Annotated in this window: 15 protein-coding genes; 8 read left to right on the top strand and 7 right to left on the bottom strand. The window is 39.3% G+C overall.

Annotated elements, in window-relative coordinates; translation table 11 throughout:
- Nucleotides 1-247: 247 nt before the first annotated feature.
- A complete protein-coding gene (locus HHA42_RS03895; protein ID WP_168418914.1) occupies nt 248-1,153 on the bottom strand; it encodes a lysine exporter LysO family protein in 906 nt (301 codons plus the stop codon).
- A gap of 69 nt (nt 1,154-1,222) precedes the next feature.
- Nucleotides 1,223-2,701 carry an NAD(P)/FAD-dependent oxidoreductase gene (locus HHA42_RS03900; protein WP_168525460.1) on the bottom strand — a complete coding sequence of 493 codons (1,479 nt, stop codon included), beginning with the start codon at nt 2,699-2,701 and terminating at the stop codon, nt 1,223-1,225.
- 154 nt (nt 2,702-2,855) lie between these two features.
- Between HHA42_RS03900 and HHA42_RS03905 the strand changes: the two genes are divergently transcribed.
- The 5 genes from HHA42_RS03905 (at nt 2,856) to HHA42_RS03925 (ending at nt 10,064) form a co-directional block, all read left to right on the top strand.
- A complete protein-coding gene (locus tag HHA42_RS03905) occupies nt 2,856-3,863 on the top strand; it encodes an AraC family transcriptional regulator (RefSeq protein WP_168525462.1) in 1,008 nt (335 codons plus the stop codon).
- Nucleotides 3,864-3,964: 101 nt separating this feature from the next.
- Complete coding sequence (gene zapE, locus HHA42_RS03910; protein ID WP_168460272.1) at nt 3,965-5,119, top strand: cell division protein ZapE; 1,155 nt, start codon at nt 3,965-3,967, stop codon at nt 5,117-5,119.
- A gap of 357 nt (nt 5,120-5,476) precedes the next feature.
- Nucleotides 5,477-7,642: a malate synthase G gene (locus tag HHA42_RS03915; protein WP_168418918.1), complete on the top strand. Its 2,166-nt coding sequence runs from the start codon at nt 5,477-5,479 to the stop codon at nt 7,640-7,642.
- Nucleotides 7,643-7,843: 201 nt separating this feature from the next.
- Nucleotides 7,844-9,286: an aldehyde dehydrogenase family protein gene (locus HHA42_RS03920; RefSeq protein ID WP_168525464.1), complete on the top strand. Its 1,443-nt coding sequence runs from the start codon at nt 7,844-7,846 to the stop codon at nt 9,284-9,286.
- Nucleotides 9,287-9,386: 100 nt separating this feature from the next.
- Complete coding sequence (locus HHA42_RS03925; RefSeq protein WP_168460274.1) at nt 9,387-10,064, top strand: SOS response-associated peptidase family protein; 678 nt, start codon at nt 9,387-9,389, stop codon at nt 10,062-10,064.
- 30 nt (nt 10,065-10,094) lie between these two features.
- Here the strand turns inward: HHA42_RS03925 and HHA42_RS03930 are convergent, their stop codons facing one another.
- Nucleotides 10,095-10,559, bottom strand: coding sequence for a MarR family winged helix-turn-helix transcriptional regulator (locus HHA42_RS03930; RefSeq protein WP_168418921.1), 465 nt, complete (start codon nt 10,557-10,559; stop codon nt 10,095-10,097).
- Between the two features lie 881 nt (nt 10,560-11,440).
- On the opposite strand from HHA42_RS03930, the gene HHA42_RS03935 reads away from it, so the two are divergent.
- On the top strand, nt 11,441-12,964 hold the full coding sequence (locus tag HHA42_RS03935; protein WP_168525466.1) for a transporter associated domain-containing protein: 1,524 nt from the start codon (nt 11,441-11,443) through the stop codon (nt 12,962-12,964).
- Nucleotides 12,965-13,176: 212 nt separating this feature from the next.
- Here HHA42_RS03935 and HHA42_RS03940 read toward each other — a convergent pair whose 3' ends face one another.
- Complete coding sequence (locus tag HHA42_RS03940; RefSeq protein WP_168460277.1) at nt 13,177-14,037, bottom strand: alpha/beta fold hydrolase; 861 nt, start codon at nt 14,035-14,037, stop codon at nt 13,177-13,179.
- A gap of 139 nt (nt 14,038-14,176) precedes the next feature.
- Between HHA42_RS03940 and HHA42_RS03945 the strand changes: the two genes are divergently transcribed.
- Entirely contained in the window at nt 14,177-14,629 is a 453-nt protein-coding gene (locus HHA42_RS03945) for a hypothetical protein (RefSeq protein ID WP_168460279.1), read from the top strand.
- A gap of 124 nt (nt 14,630-14,753) precedes the next feature.
- Here the strand turns inward: HHA42_RS03945 and HHA42_RS03950 are convergent, their stop codons facing one another.
- On the bottom strand, nt 14,754-14,990 hold the full coding sequence (locus tag HHA42_RS03950) for a hypothetical protein (RefSeq protein ID WP_168418925.1): 237 nt from the start codon (nt 14,988-14,990) through the stop codon (nt 14,754-14,756).
- A 524-nt stretch (nt 14,991-15,514) separates the two neighbouring features.
- Nucleotides 15,515-16,807: a branched-chain amino acid transport system II carrier protein gene (brnQ, locus tag HHA42_RS03955; protein WP_168525468.1), complete on the bottom strand. Its 1,293-nt coding sequence runs from the start codon at nt 16,805-16,807 to the stop codon at nt 15,515-15,517.
- Nucleotides 16,808-17,136: 329 nt separating this feature from the next.
- On the opposite strand from brnQ, the gene map reads away from it, so the two are divergent.
- Nucleotides 17,137-17,931: a type I methionyl aminopeptidase gene (gene map, locus HHA42_RS03960; protein WP_168460282.1), complete on the top strand. Its 795-nt coding sequence runs from the start codon at nt 17,137-17,139 to the stop codon at nt 17,929-17,931.
- A gap of 238 nt (nt 17,932-18,169) precedes the next feature.
- Here the strand turns inward: map and HHA42_RS03965 are convergent, their stop codons facing one another.
- On the bottom strand, nt 18,170-19,069 hold the full coding sequence (locus HHA42_RS03965; RefSeq protein ID WP_168525470.1) for a LysR substrate-binding domain-containing protein: 900 nt from the start codon (nt 19,067-19,069) through the stop codon (nt 18,170-18,172).
- Nucleotides 19,070-19,089: the final 20 nt, after the last annotated feature.

Below are 19,089 nucleotides of genomic sequence, written 5' to 3' on the forward strand. Positions count from 1 at the left end.
GCAAGATTAAACGACAATGAGATAAGTCGTTATACGCCTTACAAAACTGTAAAGCGTATATTGCAAGAACGGACTGATCGCTATAAGTCGGAACTGACCGACTCAGGCTCTAGTTACACGCTTGGCAACAAGACATTAACAGAGTGCGAATTAGTCCTTGAGTATGTTTGAATACATTTTAAGGAACAGATAAGCCCTCTCTCTAACTCTCTCCCAAAGGGAGAGAGGACAATTGTGGGTTCTACTTTTAAATAGCAGCCAATATACTTACAGCAATGGGGGCAAGGACTGACAATACAAATCCACTGACCATTGCATGTGGAATAAAATCATTACCACAGGCTTGTTTGACCATGGGTAAAGTCACATCCATTGCTGTTGCACCTGCAGCTGAAATTGCAGCACGTGGATAACGCCAGCCAAGTGCATACATCAACAATATTGCAAAAATCTCTCTGAATAAGTCATTCATTAACGCAATGCTACCCAACTCAGGTGTACGTAGTTCAGATACGACAATGCCACTCATAGAATAAAAGCCATAACCTTGTGACAACATCAGTAAATCTTTGAGCTGGATGGGTAGCCATAGTGCACAAAGTAACACGCCAGCGACAGAACCCATGATGCATCCAGCAGGAACCAACAATATTTTCCAATTCAACCAAGCGCGATCCAATGGTGAATAGGCAAGATCGAGTCCAATCATCCACATAAAAAATAACAGTAAGTACCACGTTTGTATCTGTGCTTGAAAATTCAAGCTATCTGTAATTTGATGCAGTGCATAACCAGCAAACAACACTAGAAATGCATAACTGATGTTCAGGCAGGATTTGCGTAATAAATGGAGTGACACTTTACCGTGTGTGGTTTGTATTCCAATACCTTTAAATAAAAGATAACAGCATAGAAATGCACCCATTGAGGTGGCAAATGCAATTTGCATCGCCGTAGATAGAATCTGCACGGGTTGCTGTAGTGTGCTAAATGTCTGTGCAAATTCAAATGCAATTGCAACGAGTAAGATATAGCTAAAATATGGCAGTAATTGAAATACAATTTTTTCAACGATAACGGGCAAGCGTTTAGCGAGTACAAAGCCTAAAAATAAACAAAATAATAATTGGAAAATCAGCCAAAGAGATTGCATGACATCAACAGGTGAGAAGGTGGATTGAACACCTGTTGATTATGCCTATTCAAATGACAAAGCGGAACTTTATGCTGCTTTACTGATTAATCTAAAATCACTTGGATGCAGGGATTTGGTTTGAAGCCAGTATTTCCAAGTATAAGTTGGCCAAAGCGCAAAGTTTTTGCCACCATCTTGTTGATACCAACTCACACAGCCAGATTGCCAAACGGTGTTGTTTAGCATTGCTTCAACTTTTTGATTAAATTGATCTTGCACTTGATCTTTAACCACAATCGCCTGAGCATGTGATTGATTCACTAAATCTATCATTTGCAAAATATAATCGACTTGCGCTTCAATCATAAAGATAACTGAGTTATGTGCTAACACTGTATTTGGTCCAAGTAACTGGAACAAGTTTGGAAACCCTTTGTGGCTAATGCCGTAATAGCTTTCTGCGCCATCTTTCCAAGCATGTTTAAGATCAATGCCATGCTCGCCAATACAACTAAATGGCTGTAAATAAATACGTGGGTCGGTAATAAAACCTGTGCCATAAATCAAACAATCTATTTTACGTGTTTGACCATCGGCAGTAATGATACTGTCCTCAGTTAACTCTTGAATGGCATCAGTGACTAGCTCAACATTTTTACGGTTAAAGGTCGGAAAGTATTTGTTAGAGACCAAAATGCGTTTGCATCCCATAATATAATCAGGGATGAGCTTTTCTGCCAATTGTTTGTCTTTGACCTGATAACGGATATACGCTTCTGCTAGCTTCTGAGTGTATTTCATCACACTGGGTTGCATGATTGGAATTGCACGTGATTCATTTGACCAATATAAACGAGCGCGATGCAGCTTTCTAAACCAGTCTAGTCGCTGAAAGATTTTTTTCTCTAAAGCTAAATACTTACGTTCATCCCTCGGAATAACCCAAGCTGCGGTCCGTTGCATTACATACAATTGTTTGACTGTTGGTGCAATTTCGGGAATATACTGAATGGCGCTACCGCCTGTGCCAATAGAGGCCACCACTTTGCCGTTTAAGTTGTATTGATGATCCCATTGCGAGGAATGAAAAACTTTGCCCTTAAATTTTTCAATGCCTTTAATTTTAGGAATTTGCGGAACATGCAGTGGGCCAGAGGCCAAAATTAAATATTGGCAACTTAATTGTTTGCCATCTTTTAAAGCAATGTGCCACACACAGTCTTTTTCCTGATATTCGGTATGCACCACTTCGCTATTGAATTGACAATAGTCACGTAAATTAAACTGTTGCACCACATCCTGAATATATTGAAAAATTTCTGGTGCTTCTGCGTAGCGTTTGCTCCAGTCGGTTTTTGGTGCAAAAGACAATGAATATAGATGCGATTGCACATCACAAGCAGCACCAGGGTATTGGTTTTCACGCCAAGTTCCGCCCACTTCATTGGATTTTTCTAAAATCACAAAATTTTGAATATTGCGTTGTAATAGACGAATCGCCATGGCTAAGCCACCAAAGCCTGCACCAATAATTGCGACTTGATAATGAGCTACTGCATCCTGCATGAAGACATCCTTATATTTATTTTGTTTGACTCAGGATAGAATAACCCGATGCCTGACAACATGATCGTGCTGACATAAAAATTGATATTTTCGGCAATTTCTATCTGTGGGAGAATCAGGTAAAAAGGATATTCTATTTCGCACTGTTCATTTTATGAAAAGATCTATACTTGGCTTGATGTATTTAATACAAGGCATGCGTAAAGCAGGCGTTGATGTCGATGCAAAATTGCAAAGTATCGGCTTGCGTGCAGACGCATTGGACACCAGTTCGGTGATTCATCCAAGTCTGGAATGGGATATTTTAAAAGTCATTGGAGCGGATGTTGAACCTGAAATGGGGCTGTTTATTGGACAGCATTATGCCTTGGCAGGTTATGGTCCTTTGCTGATGTTATTGGTGACCAGTCCTAATATTGCAACAGCATTAGAAAAGGGGATTCAATATCAGGGCTTGACCCATTTGAGTGGTCAATTGAGTTTGCAGCATCAAGCACAACAGATTGCACTGTGCTATCAACCGAACGATCTGCACAGCAGTTTAGGGATACTACGCGCACAATGTGAAATTTCAGGCACATTTAAGTTTATTCAAGACCTTTATAAAATGATGGGCTTGAGCGCACCACGTATTCGCATAGAATTACCCTTTGCACAGCCGCAGCAAAGTGAAGTGTTGCAAACCTTTTATGATTATTATGGCCAAGACATTGTCTTTAATCAGCCTCAAGCCGCATTTTGGTTTGATGATGTAGTGTTGAATGCACGTATTCCATCTGCAGATGCAGTAACGTTTAGTAGCTACGAAGCTAAATGTATTGTAGAGCTAGACCGCTTAAAATTAGAAGACAATACGCCTTCAGTGGTGCAACGTGTTAAAGATTATTTAGAGCTGCAACAGGGCAGTATGCCTAGCATGGCAGAAACAGCACAGGCCTTACAAATTCCAGAGCGGACGTTAAGGCATCAACTGCAACAATTGAACACCAGTTACAAACAAATTCGTGAAGATTTAATCAAAGATAAAGCACTGCGTTTAATTGAATATCAGGAGTATTCAATTGAAGTGATTGCAGAACTGTTGGGTTATTCGGAGCCTGCGGCATTTAACCATGCCTTTAAGCGCTGGTTTGGCCAAAGCCCACGCCAATATACCAAATAGCCTGTGTTTAGCCGAAGTATTCAGCAAACCTATGCCAAAGTGTTATATCTCGTGATTCGATCTTCGTTATAATCTATTTGCCCAAACAAGTATCCATGAATATGTCTGATTTTAATTCACCACACAATACAGCCTTTAATCCACTGTCACCTGCAGAGCGTTATGCGCAAGCGATTGCATCTGGGCAGTTCATGCCAGATGATGCACAGGCGCAGGCTGTACACGAACTTGACCGTGTGTGGCAGGAATTAATTCAACGCTATAAAGCTTCAAAAAAAGCATTTCGACGTTTTCGTCGTCAGACTGCGCCACAAGGTGTTTATATGTGGGGCGGTGTAGGTCGTGGTAAAACATGGTTGATGGATCAGTTCTATGATTCAGTTCCGTTTCGTCGCAAAACCCGCATGCACTTTCACCATTTTATGCAATATGTGCATCGTGAACTCAACAAACTTTCAGGGCAGCGTAATCCCTTAGACTCTGTTGCAGATCAAATTTATAAAGATGCAGTGGTGATTTGTTTTGATGAGTTTTTCGTTTCAAACGTCACCGATGCGATGATTTTGAGTGATTTATTCCAGAAACTGTTCCATCGTGGGATTACTTTGGTCGCAACTTCAAATATTGCTCCAGATGGTTTGTATAAAAATGGCATCCACCGTGACCGTTTTATTCCAACCATTGAAATGGTGAAAAAGCATTGTCAGGTACTCAATGTCGATGCTGGGGTAGATTATCGTTTACGTGTATTAAAACAAGCTCAGTTGTTTAAATCGCCACTCAGCCATGATAACCAAAACTGGATGGCGCAGCGTTTCAGTGCATTGACCAATACCCAGCAGCATTCATCTGAACCGATTATTATTAATCAGCGTACTGTAGAAACCATTGCACATACTGAAGATGTGTTGTGGTGTGAGTTTTCTGAACTGTGCTTTAAGCCACGTAGTCCTGCAGACTTTATTGAAATTGCCAATATCTATAATACAGTATTGGTCAGCAATGTACCGCATTTGACTGATTTCTTGTCTGAAGGCACACGTCGTTTTATTTACTTGGTTGATGAATTCTATGACCGTGGGGTAAAACTGTTATTGACCTCAGAAGATTCAATTATCGAAATTTATCAGGGCGAAAAGTTAGCATTTGAAATTGAACGCACGCGTTCACGTTTATTGGAAATGCAATCCGATGACTATTTAAATGCAGAACACCGCCAAATACAGGCAACAGAAGCCGAACAGCAAATGAGTTGATTTTAAAGCGCCTAGAATTAGGCGCTTTTTTATGTTAGAAATTCAGTGACTGCTGGTTTTATCGACATTTTGTCATAAACATGGCTTAATCTTGTGGTGTTGAAACAGGACTGTCGATGGTTTTTACAACAAAATCTGAACTTAAGTCTAATTTCGACATTTCAAAAACTTTATACACTGTGAAAGTGTATTTATATGAATAATAATGTCATGTTTCAGATCAGAATTTCAGGTGTTTATTGTCACTCATCTTGTAATAAATGATCGTTATTTTGAAATGTGATAATACTATTCAGCTAAATATAAATCAGTATACTAGAATCTCTTGTATAAAAAGTAGCAATATCAGGAAAGACAATGACTGCACGTATTCAAAAAGGCAAGTTAGCGATTGCTAAAGAACTTTACGATTTCATCGAAAATGAAGCACTACCAGGTTCTGGTTTAGACAGTAATGCATACTGGAAAAACTTTGAACAAGTCGTTGTCGATCTTAGCCCTAAGAACAAAGCGTTACTTGCAAAGCGTGACGAGCTTCAGGCTAAAATTGATGAATGGCACCGCAATAATACATTTGAATTAGAAGCTTACAAAGCTTTCTTGACTGAAATTGGCTACTTATTACCAGAAGTAGAAGATTTTCAAATTACCACCGAAAATGTTGATGAAGAAATCTCATTATTGGCTGGTCCACAACTCGTAGTACCTGTACGTAACGCACGTTACTGCTTGAACGCAGCAAACGCACGTTGGGGTTCGTTATACGACGCACTTTACGGTTTTGACGTTATTTCTGAAGATAATGGCGCAGAAAAAGGTAAAGGCTATAACCCAGTTCGTGGTGAAAAAGTAATTGCATTTGCGAAAAACTTCTTAAATGAAACTTTCCCATTGGCGCAAGGCTCACATGCCGATGCGACTAAATATGCTGTAGATGCAAACAAACTTGTAGTAAGCCTTAAAGATGGTTCTACAACAACACTTGCAAATGAAGCATTATTTGTTGGTTATAATGGCGAAGCTGCTGCTCCAACAGAAATCGTATTCAAAAATAATGGTCTACACGTTGTAGTTCAAATTGATGCAACTAGTCCAATTGGCCAAACAGATGCAGCTGGTGTAAAAGATGTTGTTCTAGAAGCTGCTGTAACGACAATTCAAGACTTAGAAGACTCAATTGCAGCTGTAGATGCTGAAGAAAAAGTTGAAGGCTACCGTAACTGGTTAGGTCTAATGAAAGGTACATTATCAGAGTCAATCGAGAAAAATGGCAAAACCATGACTCGTACATTGAACGCTGACCGTACTTTCAAAAACCTAGAAGGCGGTGAAACTAAAGTTCATGGTCGTTCATTAATGTTACTACGTAACGTAGGTCACTTAATGACTAACCCTGCAATTTTGGTTGATGGTCAAGAAATCTATGAAGGGATCATGGATGCATTGATCACTCCATTATTGACTTTTGCTGACATTCGCGGTGAAAACACGATCAAGAACTCACGTCAAGGTTCTATGTACATCGTGAAGCCAAAAATGCATGGTCCAGATGAAGTTGCATTTGCAGTTGAATTGTTTGAACGTGCTGAACAAGTACTTGGCTTGCCTGCGAAGACTTTAAAAATCGGTATCATGGATGAAGAACGTCGTACTTCTGTAAACTTGAAAAACTGTATTGCTCAAGCTAAAGACCGTACTATCTTCATTAACACGGGTTTCATGGACCGTACAGGTGACGAAATCCATACCTTCATGGAAGCAGGTCCATTCGTTCGTAAAGGCGAAGTAAAAGGTCAAATTTGGTTCCCAGCGTATGAAAACCGTAACGTGATGATCGGTTTGAAAGCAGGTTTACGTGGTAAAGCACAAATTGGTAAAGGCATGTGGCCAAAACCAGACATGCTTTTAGACATGTACAAAACCAAAACTGAACATCCTGAAGCGGGTGCAAGCTGTGCATGGGTTCCATCACCTACAGGTGCTGTGATTCATGCTATTCACTATCACCAAGTGAACGTAGCAGACCGTCAACAAGAATTATTGGCAACTGAGCCTTTATCTTTAGATGACTTGTTAACTCCACCATTGGCAAAAGACACTAACTGGTCTGACGAAGAAAAAACTAAAGAGCTTGAAAACAACTGTCAAGGTATCTTGGGTTACGTTGTACGTTGGGTAGATTTGGGTGTAGGTTGTTCTAAAGTTCCAGACATCAACGATGTTGGTTTGATGGAAGACCGTGCAACTTTACGTATTTCTTCACAACACGTTGCCAACTGGTTACGTCACGGTATCGTGACACGTGAGCAAGTTGAAGAAGTAATGCAACGTATGGCTAAAATTGTGGATCAGCAAAACGCTAATGATCCATTATATACGCCAATGTCTAACGACTTTGAGAACAACATCGCATTCCAAGCTGCGTCTGACTTAATCTTTAAAGGTGGTGAGCAACCTTCTGGTTATACAGAGCCACTTTTACACGCTGCGCGTTTAAAATTAAAAGGTTATACAGGTGACTAATCCTTTGGGAATGAATGTTCACTGATTGTGTAATACAAACAAATGAGCCTCTTCGGAGGCTTTTTTGTTGTCTGTATTTTGCCTATGGTTTATTGAAAATTTTGCAGCTGAATAGTTACAGGATGTACTCGCAGCTAGAAAAACATCAAGCTGCGGAGTAGAGTGAAAGCCATATATAAAAAGTATCGCAAGGACAAATACATGCCAGCATATCAGGGTTTGAATCAACAATTTATTGGTGGACATTGGACGACTGGCACATCAACCAAGACCATAACCAATAGCAATCCTTATCAGCAAACAGTCATTTTTGAGATGCAGTTTGCCAGTGTGGTAGATGTTGATAGTGCCTATAGTGCGGCACAAAAAGCCTTTGATGAACAAGTGATTAAATCTGCCGAAGTGCGTAAGCAAGTCATTACCAAATTACAGCAAGTCATTCAGCAGCGACGGGAGGAAATTGTTCAGTGGCTGATTGATGAGTCAGGCAGTACTCGATTAAAAGCCAATATTGAGGTGGATGCTGCACTAGGGGTTATTCAAGAAGCTGCACAATTTCCTGATCAAATGACGACCACACTATTAGAAAGTAAAGATCCTCATGTGCGCAGTTTTGTTTTACGCAAGCCTTTGGGTGTTATTGCAGTGATTAGCCCTTGGAATTTTCCTTTTCATTTATCTATGCGTTCGGTGGTCACAGCAATTGCTTGCGCCAATAGTGTAGTGTTGAAACCTGCCAGCGACACACCAGTCACAGGTGGAACACTCTTGGGTAAATTGTTTGAAGAGGCAGGTTTGCCTGCAGGCGTGCTGAATGTCGTGGTTGGAGCTAGCCGTGAAATAGGTGATTATTTTGTTGAGCATGCTACGCCTAAAATGATTTCCTTTACTGGTTCTACAGCAGTTGGGCAGCGTGTAGGGCAAAAGGCAGTAGGGGGAGAAACACTGAAACGTGTCGCGTTAGAACTTGGTGGCAATGCACCTTTGGTCATTTTAGATGATGCCAATGTCGATTTAGCTGTGGAACTTACGATAATGGGGCGATTTTTGCATCAGGGGCAAATTTGCATGAGTACCAATCGGGTTATTGTCGATGAGTCTATTTATGCTGTGTATATCGATAAGTTGTTAGCTCGTGTGCAGCAATTAGTGGTGGGTGATCCTAATGCACAAAATACACTTATTGGTCCAATCATTAATTCAGAGCAAGTGAAAAAACATCAGCAAATCATTCAAAAAGCAAAAGCTCAGGGCGCTGAATTAATTTATGAAGGTGGCATAAACGGAAATCTAGTGGCACCACATATTTTTGTAAATGTTGATGCCAAGGCTGAGATTGTGCAGCATGAAAGTTTTGGGCCAATATTACCAATTTTGCAGGCCGAAAATGAAGCACATGCTTTGCAATTGGCAAATCAGACCCAATACGGGTTATCAGCAGCAGTATGTACAGCAAATTTAGAGCGTGGCAGTGATTTTGCTGCGCAGCTCGATGTGGGGATGACGCATATAAACGGTATTACCGTTGCAGATCATGCGAATGCACCGTTTGGTGGAGAGAAGAACTCAGGTTTAGGTCGTTTTAATGGTCGCTGGATATTTGAAGGGTTTACTCGAACACATTGGATGACGTGTCCCGCTTAAAGATGGCTGTTTGCAAGCATATTGCGCTTAAACATGCTAGTGCATGGGTAAGCGATACTATGCGTGATATAGTAAATTTGTCTTTTTATACAAGTTAAATATGTGTGCCAATTTTAAACCGTTGAGCCTAACGCAGTTATCTGCTTTAGGTTTACCAGAAATACCTTTTGAATATCCTGACGAAGTTTATCCGAACAGTACTGCGCCTTTATTATTTAAGTCTGAGACGGGTTTGGAGTGGCGTTTGGTAAATTTTGGCCTGATTCCAAAATGGGCCGAAGACAAAAGCATTGCTTTAAAAACTTATAACTGTCGTAATGAAACTATACTGGAAAAGCCCAGTTTTAGCGAAGCAGCCTATAAGTGCAAATTTGGCGTAATTCCAGTATCAGAATTTTATGAGTCAAAATATATTGAAGGTAAAGCTCAGCGCTGGGGTGTACGACGTAAAGATGGGCAGGCATTCTTTATAGCAGCACTATACGAAATTTCTAGGCTAAATGTGGGGCAAGAAAATGAAGAGGTTGTACGCTCAGCCAGTATGATTACCATGGACGCAATTGACCATGACATGATGAAAGATTTTCATGTGCCTGGCCCTGTGAAGCGTTCAGTTATTGTGATTCCACATGCACGTTTGGATGAATGGTTAAGCCTGAAAACGCCCAATATACAAAGTTTTGTACAAGGCTTTCCTGTAGATGAGTTTGAATGTTCCTTTGTTCCAAAAGCAAAGATCGAAAAAGTAAGTCCCCAACTCAACTTTTTCGATCTTTAACAGTATTTCAATGGCTTGTGATATAGCTTCTTAGCGAGCTAAGTTGTTAAAAATTTGACGTAAGCTTTCCATCATTTTTTCAATTTGTAGTGGTGTCAAGCCATCAAAGGATTGCTCTAGCACAACACTAGTCAAATCATTGATTTTATTGGTCATGTCGTCACCTTTTTCTGTGAGTACAACACGAGTAATACGCGCATCATCATCACAGGAATAAGTTTCCACTAAGCCTTCATCTTTAAGACGATAAACAATTTTAGTGGTGGTTGACATTTTAGATACCACCATATCAGACAAGTCAGATACACTTGCATGCGGTTTAGAACGTAGCGCCAATAAAATACGGCGACGTGAATTGTCTAAACCATATTTCTTTAAAGCGTGATCAACATTTTGCACATATTGTGCATGCACTTGTGTCACCCAATAATATGGAAATTGTTCAAGATCGTAATGATCAGTTGAAGGCAGAAATTTAGAATATTTCTTGGACATTGCATATTCCTTGCATTGTTTTAATTGTATTTTTTGATATTTCACATTTTATGTGAAAACTCATGTGCTTAGCAAGACGTTTTTATTACTTAAAGTTAGTGTGAAGCTAAACTTAATAAAATAAAGGTCCAATAAATAAAAAATTCTTAAACAGATTCACGTAAATTTTGCGTTGTAAATGCAAGATCGTGATTGCCATTAGCGTGAATTCAGCATTGTTTTGAGTGTAAATTTTTAATTGTATTTTGGCGTTTGAACAGAAAGTTCAATGTTTGGTTGTAGCTTGTAGGTCTGTCATACCACATATTTATTAATCCTCTAGAATTTTTTTAGTACGGGGATTAGCAATTCATTGTTGTTATCTAGCAATCACATTGTGTGTGCCACAATGAATATTCATAATTAGGCAGCATTTTAGTCAAAAAAATACATTTGTACACTTCGCATTTCATTCAAAAGGTTGCGTGAATCTGATCATGATACGCAGAAGATATGGGTTCGAAATCTTAAAATATTAATATCACTTAAATAACAATAGCTTGTAATGTATTTGTTTTGAATAAAAAGTAAATTTTGCTCAAATGACTCATTCGTCAAATTTATTGCCTAAAATGGGTTTGACTTTTTATCTTATTTTTCAATGTTATGATTTTGTGCTAATCACTCCATATTTAGTTTATGGTTGAAAAATACAATAAAAAAGAAAGACCGATTGCTTTGTTTAGTTTTTTTCAAAATTTTCAAAAATATAATTACAAATCTTCAAGATTGTGCATAATTAATCTATCAATTGCTAAAAAGGTTACTTTTATGGATCCGTCGCCGTGCGCAGGTCTACTTTATATTTCGATTTCTGCTAACTTTCTCGGAGATTTAAACTAATGGAGTTTTTATTAGATCCGGGAATATGGGTTGGTTTAATTACACTTATTATTTTAGAAATCGTACTGGGTATTGATAACCTAGTTTTTATTGCTATTCTTGCAGAAAAATTACCACCTGAACAACGTGATAAAGCCCGTGTGATCGGTTTGTCTTTGGCGTTGTTTATGCGTTTAGGATTGCTATTTGCAATCTCTTGGTTGGTGACCCTAACCGAACCTTTAATTACCATATTTGATAAAACCTTCTCTGGGCGAGATTTGATTCTCTTGGGCGGTGGTCTATTCCTGGTCTATAAGGCCGTGGGGGAGCTGCACGAGAAGATGGAAGGCAAGCCTGAAGTCAAAGTCACAACCAATGTCGTGTACGCAGGTTTTGCAGCTGTTGTGGCTCAAATTGTCATTCTAGATGCTGTGTTCTCACTGGATTCGGTCATTACCGCAATTGGTATGGTTGACAACATCTATGTGATGATGGTGGCAATGGTTGTGGCAATGTTGGTAATGTTACTTGCATCTAAGCCTTTAACAGCCTTTGTTAACCGACATCCGACCGTAGTAATTTTGTGTTTAAGTTTCTTACTGCTAATTGGTATCAGCTTAATTGCAGAAGGTTTTGGCTTCCATATTCCAAAAGGCTATATCTATTCTGGTATTGGTGTTGCGATTGCAATTGAAGCGTTTAACCAGTTCGGTCAGCGCAATGTTGCAAAACATGAAGCAAAAATTCCATTACGTCATCGTACTGCCGACTCAATTTTAAAATTGATGGGCGGCAGATTGGAAACCAGCAGCCCAGATATGAATGTCGAAGCACAAGAAGCATTTGCTGATGAAGAGCGTTATATGATTGGCGGTGTATTAACACTTGCAGAGCGTTCTGTGGCTTCGATTATGACGCCACGCAGTCAAATTTCATGGGTAGACATTGAAGATTCGCCTGAACAAATCCGTGAACAGATTTTGTCAGTACCACACAGCTTATTTCCAGTGTGTCGTGGCAGTTTAGATAAAGTCATCAGCATTGTTCGTGCAAAAGAATTGTTAGATGTTGTAGATGATGAAGTTGAACTTAAAGCTTTAATTAAACGTCAGCGTCCAATTTACATTTTTGAAAAAATGAAAGTGATTGATGCCATCAATACTTTACGTACCTCTAAAGGCTCATTGGTGTTGGTTAGCGATGAGTTCGGTAACGTTCAAGGCCTCATTTCACCATTAGACGTGTTTGAAGCGATTGCGGGTGAGTTCCCTGATGCAGATGAACAGTTGGATTTAATTAAAATTAATGACAACGAGTGGAAAGCAACAGGCATGCTGGATTTGTATCAGCTTGAACTTGAGTTGGGTATGTTAGATTTAGTTGAAGAAGATGCGGGATATATTAGTGTCGCAGGTTTGATTCTAGATAAAACCCAAGGTGAAGTGCAGGTAGGTACACAGTTGGATTATCAAGGGGTGCACTTTGAAGTAACAGAACTTGATGCAAACCGCATTAAAACTGTGATGATTCGTTTGCCTTAATCAGCATCATCCCTAATTAATAAAAAGCTCTGCCAAATTGGCGGAGCTTTTTTTGTCATCTGAATGAAAATTACGACTACATGGGGGTGAGTTATTGTGTTAAAGAATAATCAACATCCATAAAAAAGAAGCAACCAAACAGGATTATAAATTTGGTTGCTTAAACTGGAACAAGCATCTACAGCAGTGTATATCCATCAATTTGTAGCTGTTTAAACCACCAACTGATCGGCAATAATTTCCCATAAGTTCTGATGTGATTTTTTAAACATTGCCATGTGTCCAATAGATTTATGTGAGAAACGATGCGGTTCTAATTCAATCATGCTAGTTGCAGCATTCGGATACAAGCGCAGTAAATCCTGCACATTGGCTTCAGTGGCAATTTCATCATCTGTAGTCCAAATGGCTGTAATTGGGCATTGAATTTCTGTGTGGAAATCACGCTGCACAGTTTTACCGACTGCGTTAATGACATAGCCAGGTTTACTGCAAAATTGAGCCCATTGTTGTGCGACATTTTTAGGTAAGTTCTCACCCATGCCAATTGCATTGGTTGGGCCATAACCATGGGTTAATCGGGCAATTGGGAAGATTAAATTAAACATGACAGGTGCGAGTAGGCGAGTACGTCCCTTTAAACCTTTTACGTGCCCTGTAGAGCCAGAAACAGCTACCACTTTGGCGACTTTATGGTATTCAGGATTAATTCCCAGAAGTTGTCCACCAGCGCTGTGACCCAACAAGATGACTTGTTCAGCCTGTGATTTTTGCAATAGTGAATTCACAGCGGCAGGAATATCAAGTTGTCCCCAATCGACAATACTGGCTTCACATTGTTTTAAGGGTTGATGCAAAGAGTCGCCAATACCACGAAAATCAAAGCATAATACTGCGTGACCGTGTTCGCTTAACCATGCAGCAAATGCATGATAGAAGCTTTTGGTTATGCCTGTTGCAGGGCAAATTAGTACTGGCAACCGTTGGGTATGGTTGTATTGATTTGGGTAATATCGTGCAGCTAAAGAATAACCGTCTGAACAAATAATATTTAAATTTTCAAAAGTACTCATAATGCTTTAACACAGTTTTGAATAAACTCACTTTACACGAGTTCCAAAAAGAAACTTGATATTTATGCTGACTCTAAAGTCAGATAAGTTGGCAGTGACTGTAGTTAAATAGCAGAATGAAAATAACAGAGTAACTTACATGGATGGTTTGTCTTGGGCAGTGCGTCTGGCCATTATTTTTAGTGGGATTTTTTTATGGGTGGGAATGCTGACAGGTGTCTGGAAATATTGGCAAATTAGGAATTCAGCTCAAGCACGTGCACATTATTATGTTGATATTGCACACCGAAGTAGTTTGCTCTATGCACCTGCAAGTTTAATTTTAGCGGTATTGGCTTATTTTTGTATTTGGGATACCACTGTTATTTTAGTTTGTGTGATCTTGAATTTAGCATTTTTTAGCTTTTCAATTTTAAGTTATATCTTGCATGGGCTATTAAAAGATACCACGAATCAATTTAAACAACCGCATCAGCTTGCAAAGTGGCAACTACCAGCGTGGTGTATGAGTTTGGCAATGTTGTTGTTAATAGGTGCGGAACTTGGAGGAACAAGCGTGTTATTGCTTGGTGCAATCTACGGATTATTATAGATTTATGGCTAGATCGGCAGCTATTGAATTTTAGAATTATTTTGAGAGTTGGCGGCAGTGGAATAATCCAACTGCCGCAGAATGTTAGATGATGGCTTAATTTTTAGCAGTGCAGGGCTAAAAATTAACGAGCTTCGGCGTTTTGGCTTTGGCGGAACTTTTGATCAATTGATGTCCAAATTGCAAAGGCAATACATACCAAAAAGGCATATAAGAAATAGGTTGGTTTCAAGTTACCTTGAATTGTACCTTGTAGCAATAAGGTTAGCATCAATGCAAAAGTGGTGCTTAAAAATGTGACTAAGTTTTGGTTAGCCTTCAGAGCGCTAATGAAGACTTGCGTATTGAAATGTGAAAACATCTCCATCCCTCCTTGTTATAAATCACTAAAATCAGAGCGTTTTAGTCAGATTGCTTTTAATGTTGTACTGCTTTATGAGAACTATTTCAAGCCCTTATGGTTATATTTCCTTAGAAAACGTCATTTTGTTGAAAAATACCTGATTTCCATATCATTTATTTACAAAATGAAACAAAGGGTGACATTTTTCAGCCCATGAAAAGTGCTTTTTGAATCACTTGCATATTTTATGCCAGCTAATTTTGCAGCAGACTATACGACTTTAGCGTTAATTTTTCTTAGGGTATAAAGTTGAATTTAAGCATAATTTTTGAAATTTTTATTTTAAAATTTGCTAATTCAGTTATTTATTTTAACTTTGTGAAGTCATGACTTTGCTACAACAACTGACATAAAACAGCATGCTTAATTGCACCATAAAACAATAAATGTCTGTTTGGGTAAAACCTGACAATTATTGTTTATTTGCGAACTTCCTTCACATCATATTTGGGTAAAACATGATTCTAAGGCGATCAAGTCTCTTATTTTTTTAAGCGATCACGAAATGTTGCCAGCAAAAATATTAGCAAGGCGGGAATTAGCCAAGCAAGATTTTGTTCGCTGAGTGGAAGACTGGTGAGTTCATTTGGCAAGTAAGAGCTTAGATTTGCAGCTTTCATGGCATCAATTAACCCGAAAAGTAAAGCGACCGCTGCAGTTGGAGCAATAACACGTGTGGGAATACGGAAAAACTTCCAAAAAAAGCTAAGTAGAATGACCACAATTGCAGGTGGGTAAATTGCACTTAAAATGGGCACAGATATAGCGATGAGCTTAGTAAGCCCCAAATTGGATATGACAAACGCAAAACCTACCAGTATAAAGACCCAGCGTCGGTAATGAATTTTAGTAATCTGTTCAAAGTAACCTGCACAGGCACAGGTGAGGCCAATTGCAGTCACGATACAGGCAATAAAGATCATAGCAGCAAGAAAAATAGCGCCAAAAGGACCAAATGCATGTTGCACATAGGCATGTAAAATAATCGCACCATTGCTGGCATTTGTTGCAATTTCATGACTGCCCATCCCCAGTTTAAACAGGCTAATATAAACAAGCGTGAGTCCAATACCTGAAATTAAACTGGCCCAAACCGCATAGCGTGTAATGAGTTTTTTATTGGTAACGCCACGTGAGCGGATTGCATTGATAATCACGATACCAAAAACCAGAGCACCCAAAGTATCCATGGTGAGATAACCATTAATAAAGCCTTCAGACACAGGTCGATTTATATAATGATCTACTGCTGGTGCAATTTGCCCTGTTGGGAGTAAAAAGGCACTTATACCTAAAATAAGTAATGCCAAAATTTTAAGTGGCGACAGCACATAACCCACAGTGTCTAAAATTTTGTGTGGGTAGAGTGATACCAACATCACCAAAGCAAAATAAATTGCGCTATAAATGAATAATGTCTGTGCAGAATCGCCCCAATAGGCTGAAAAACCAATTTCATAAGACACGGTTGCGGTACGGGGTGTTGCAAATAGTGGCCCAACGGCTAAGTAACAGATGATTGTTAAAATTAAACTTGCGGCTTTGCCTAAGGGTGAACTTAAAATTTGAATTGAGCCTTCTACACGCGATAAGGCCATGATGGTAATCACAGGTAAGCCCACAGCAGTGATTAAAAAACCGAATGCAGCCAGCCAAACATGTTCGCCGGCCTGCTGAGCAACAATAGGAGGAAAGATAATATTACCCGCACCAATAAATAGTGCAAAGGTCATAAAACCTAAGGCAATAATATCCCGTGTACGTAAACTGGTCATGGGAGAGTAAGCAAACAAAAGAAGCGATTCTAGTAGAACAAAGCATGATTTTCTAATTTATTTTATAAATAGTATAAAAAATAGTTATCATAATGCATGTAGTTTAATGGTTAGTCTGTGGTTCATATCATTATGATTTATCAGTTAAAAATTATACTTGAACAGCTGAGTGTATTCGGCACTTAAGGTTTCATTGGGCTATTTAAAATGTTATCTAAGTGTTCAGTTCTTATACATTGTTCCAGTGTTGAGCCGTGCCATAGGTCACACAAAGCTGATTTTAAAAGGTGAAAGGGCTATAATCTTGAACTTCAGATCAGGAGTTCACTATGCGCGCCCTTAAAGTCAGTTTAAAAACCGAGCAAGATATAGAAAAATTACGCGTTTCAGGACGCTTGGCAGCTCAGGTTTTGGCGATGATAGGCGAGCATGTCAAACCTGGGGTGAGCACAGAATATTTAGATGATTTGTGTAATGACTATATTGTGAACACACTTAAAGTCATTCCTGCCAATGTGGGCTATCACGGCTATACCAAAACCACTTGTATTTCTCCAAATGAGGTAGTTTGTCATGGCATCCCATCAGCTAAAACTATTTTAAAAGATGGTGACATTATTAATATTGATGTTGCAGTCATTAAAGATGGATTTTATGGCGATACCAGTCGTATGTACTATGTAGGGCAAGTGAAGCCAGAAGCTAAAAAACTGGTGGATACGACCTATGAGGCAATGCGTGCAGGCATTCATGCGGTTAAACCCGGCGCAACTTTGGGGGATATTGGTTTCGCTATTCAGAGTGTGGCACATCGCGAAGGTTATAGTATTGTGCGCGAATATTGTGGGCACGGTATTGGGCAGGTATATCACGAACAACCGAGTGTGTTGCATTATGGGCAACCTGGGCAAGGCTTGGTGCTTAAAAAAGGTATGGTGTTTACCATTGAACCAATGGTGAATGCAGGTAAGGCACGAGTTAAAGAGCTAAAAGATGGCTGGACGGTAGTGACCACCGACAAATCACTTTCTGCACAGTGGGAACACATGGTGGCAGTAACCGATACTGGTTTTGAAGTGTTATCACCATGGCCTGAAGGTACGGGAGATTATCCTGAAATTTAATCTTTGTATCATTCAGTGCGAAAGACTTATTGAAAAAACATCTTAGACTTTAGTTTTAAACTATTTGTTAAAAAATGAACAATCGCTATAATAATAACCACAGATACTTGCTGTAGTTTCTTTGTTTTATATTTCTTATGTTCTTATGTTTTTATTTTAGATTGTAGTTTTCAAAGCTTATCTACCTTAGATAAGCTTTTTTTTGCTTATTATTTGCATGATTAGTAAAACTTGTTTACTAGCGAATGGTGAGCTTTTCAACCAGATAATCAATAAATACACGTACTGCAGGTAACAAACCACGACGTGAAGGGTAGACGGCATGGAAAATTCCATGCGGCGCATGCCAGTCTGGTAACACACGCACCAATTCTCCAGAAGCTACATAATCTTCTACAATGGTGTCGGGGAGTAAAACAATGCCACAGTTTTGTCGTGCCAATTGAGCCAGCATCATTAAATCTGAACCCATGACAGTTGGATTAACTTTAACTTTTTTCGGTTGTTGCTGTTGGTCGTGTACCACCATGAATTGGTCTAAATGCTCATCTGCCATGCTTAAAATTTTATGCTGACTTAAATCTTCAGGTTTTTTCAAATCACCAAATTCATTTAAATAGGCTTGACTGGCGAATAAATGTTGCTCGATATGGCTAAATTTACGAATCACTAAACTTGGGTCGTCATCCAAATTTGAGCGAACACGAAGGGCAATGTCGAGGCCTTCATTGACAATATCCACACGGCGGTTACTGACAATTAGCTGCACTTTAATTTCAGGATAGGTCTTTAAGAACTCAGGCAGAATTTTGGCAATTTCATTTTGCGCAATTGAAACCGGAAGGCTGACTTTAATTACCCCACGTGGCTGAATACTTAAGTAATCAACCAGATCATGTGCAGCTTGGGCAGCATTCATCATAACCTGTGCATGACGATAGACGTTCATGCCAATTTCTGTCACCGCAAAATGGCGTGAGCTGCGTTGAATTAAACGTACACCTAAGCGTTCTTCCAGATTATGGACTCTGCGGCTCAGTTTGGATTTTGGAATATCCGTTGCACGTTCTGCAGCACTGAAACCACCGTGTTCGACCACTTGGGCAAAACAATAAAAATCATCCAAATCTGTGAGCATGACTAAATTCCATTTGTGCA

The organism is Acinetobacter sp. A3 (assembly GCF_012371415.1).
Classification (GTDB): Bacteria; Pseudomonadota; Gammaproteobacteria; order Pseudomonadales; family Moraxellaceae; genus Acinetobacter.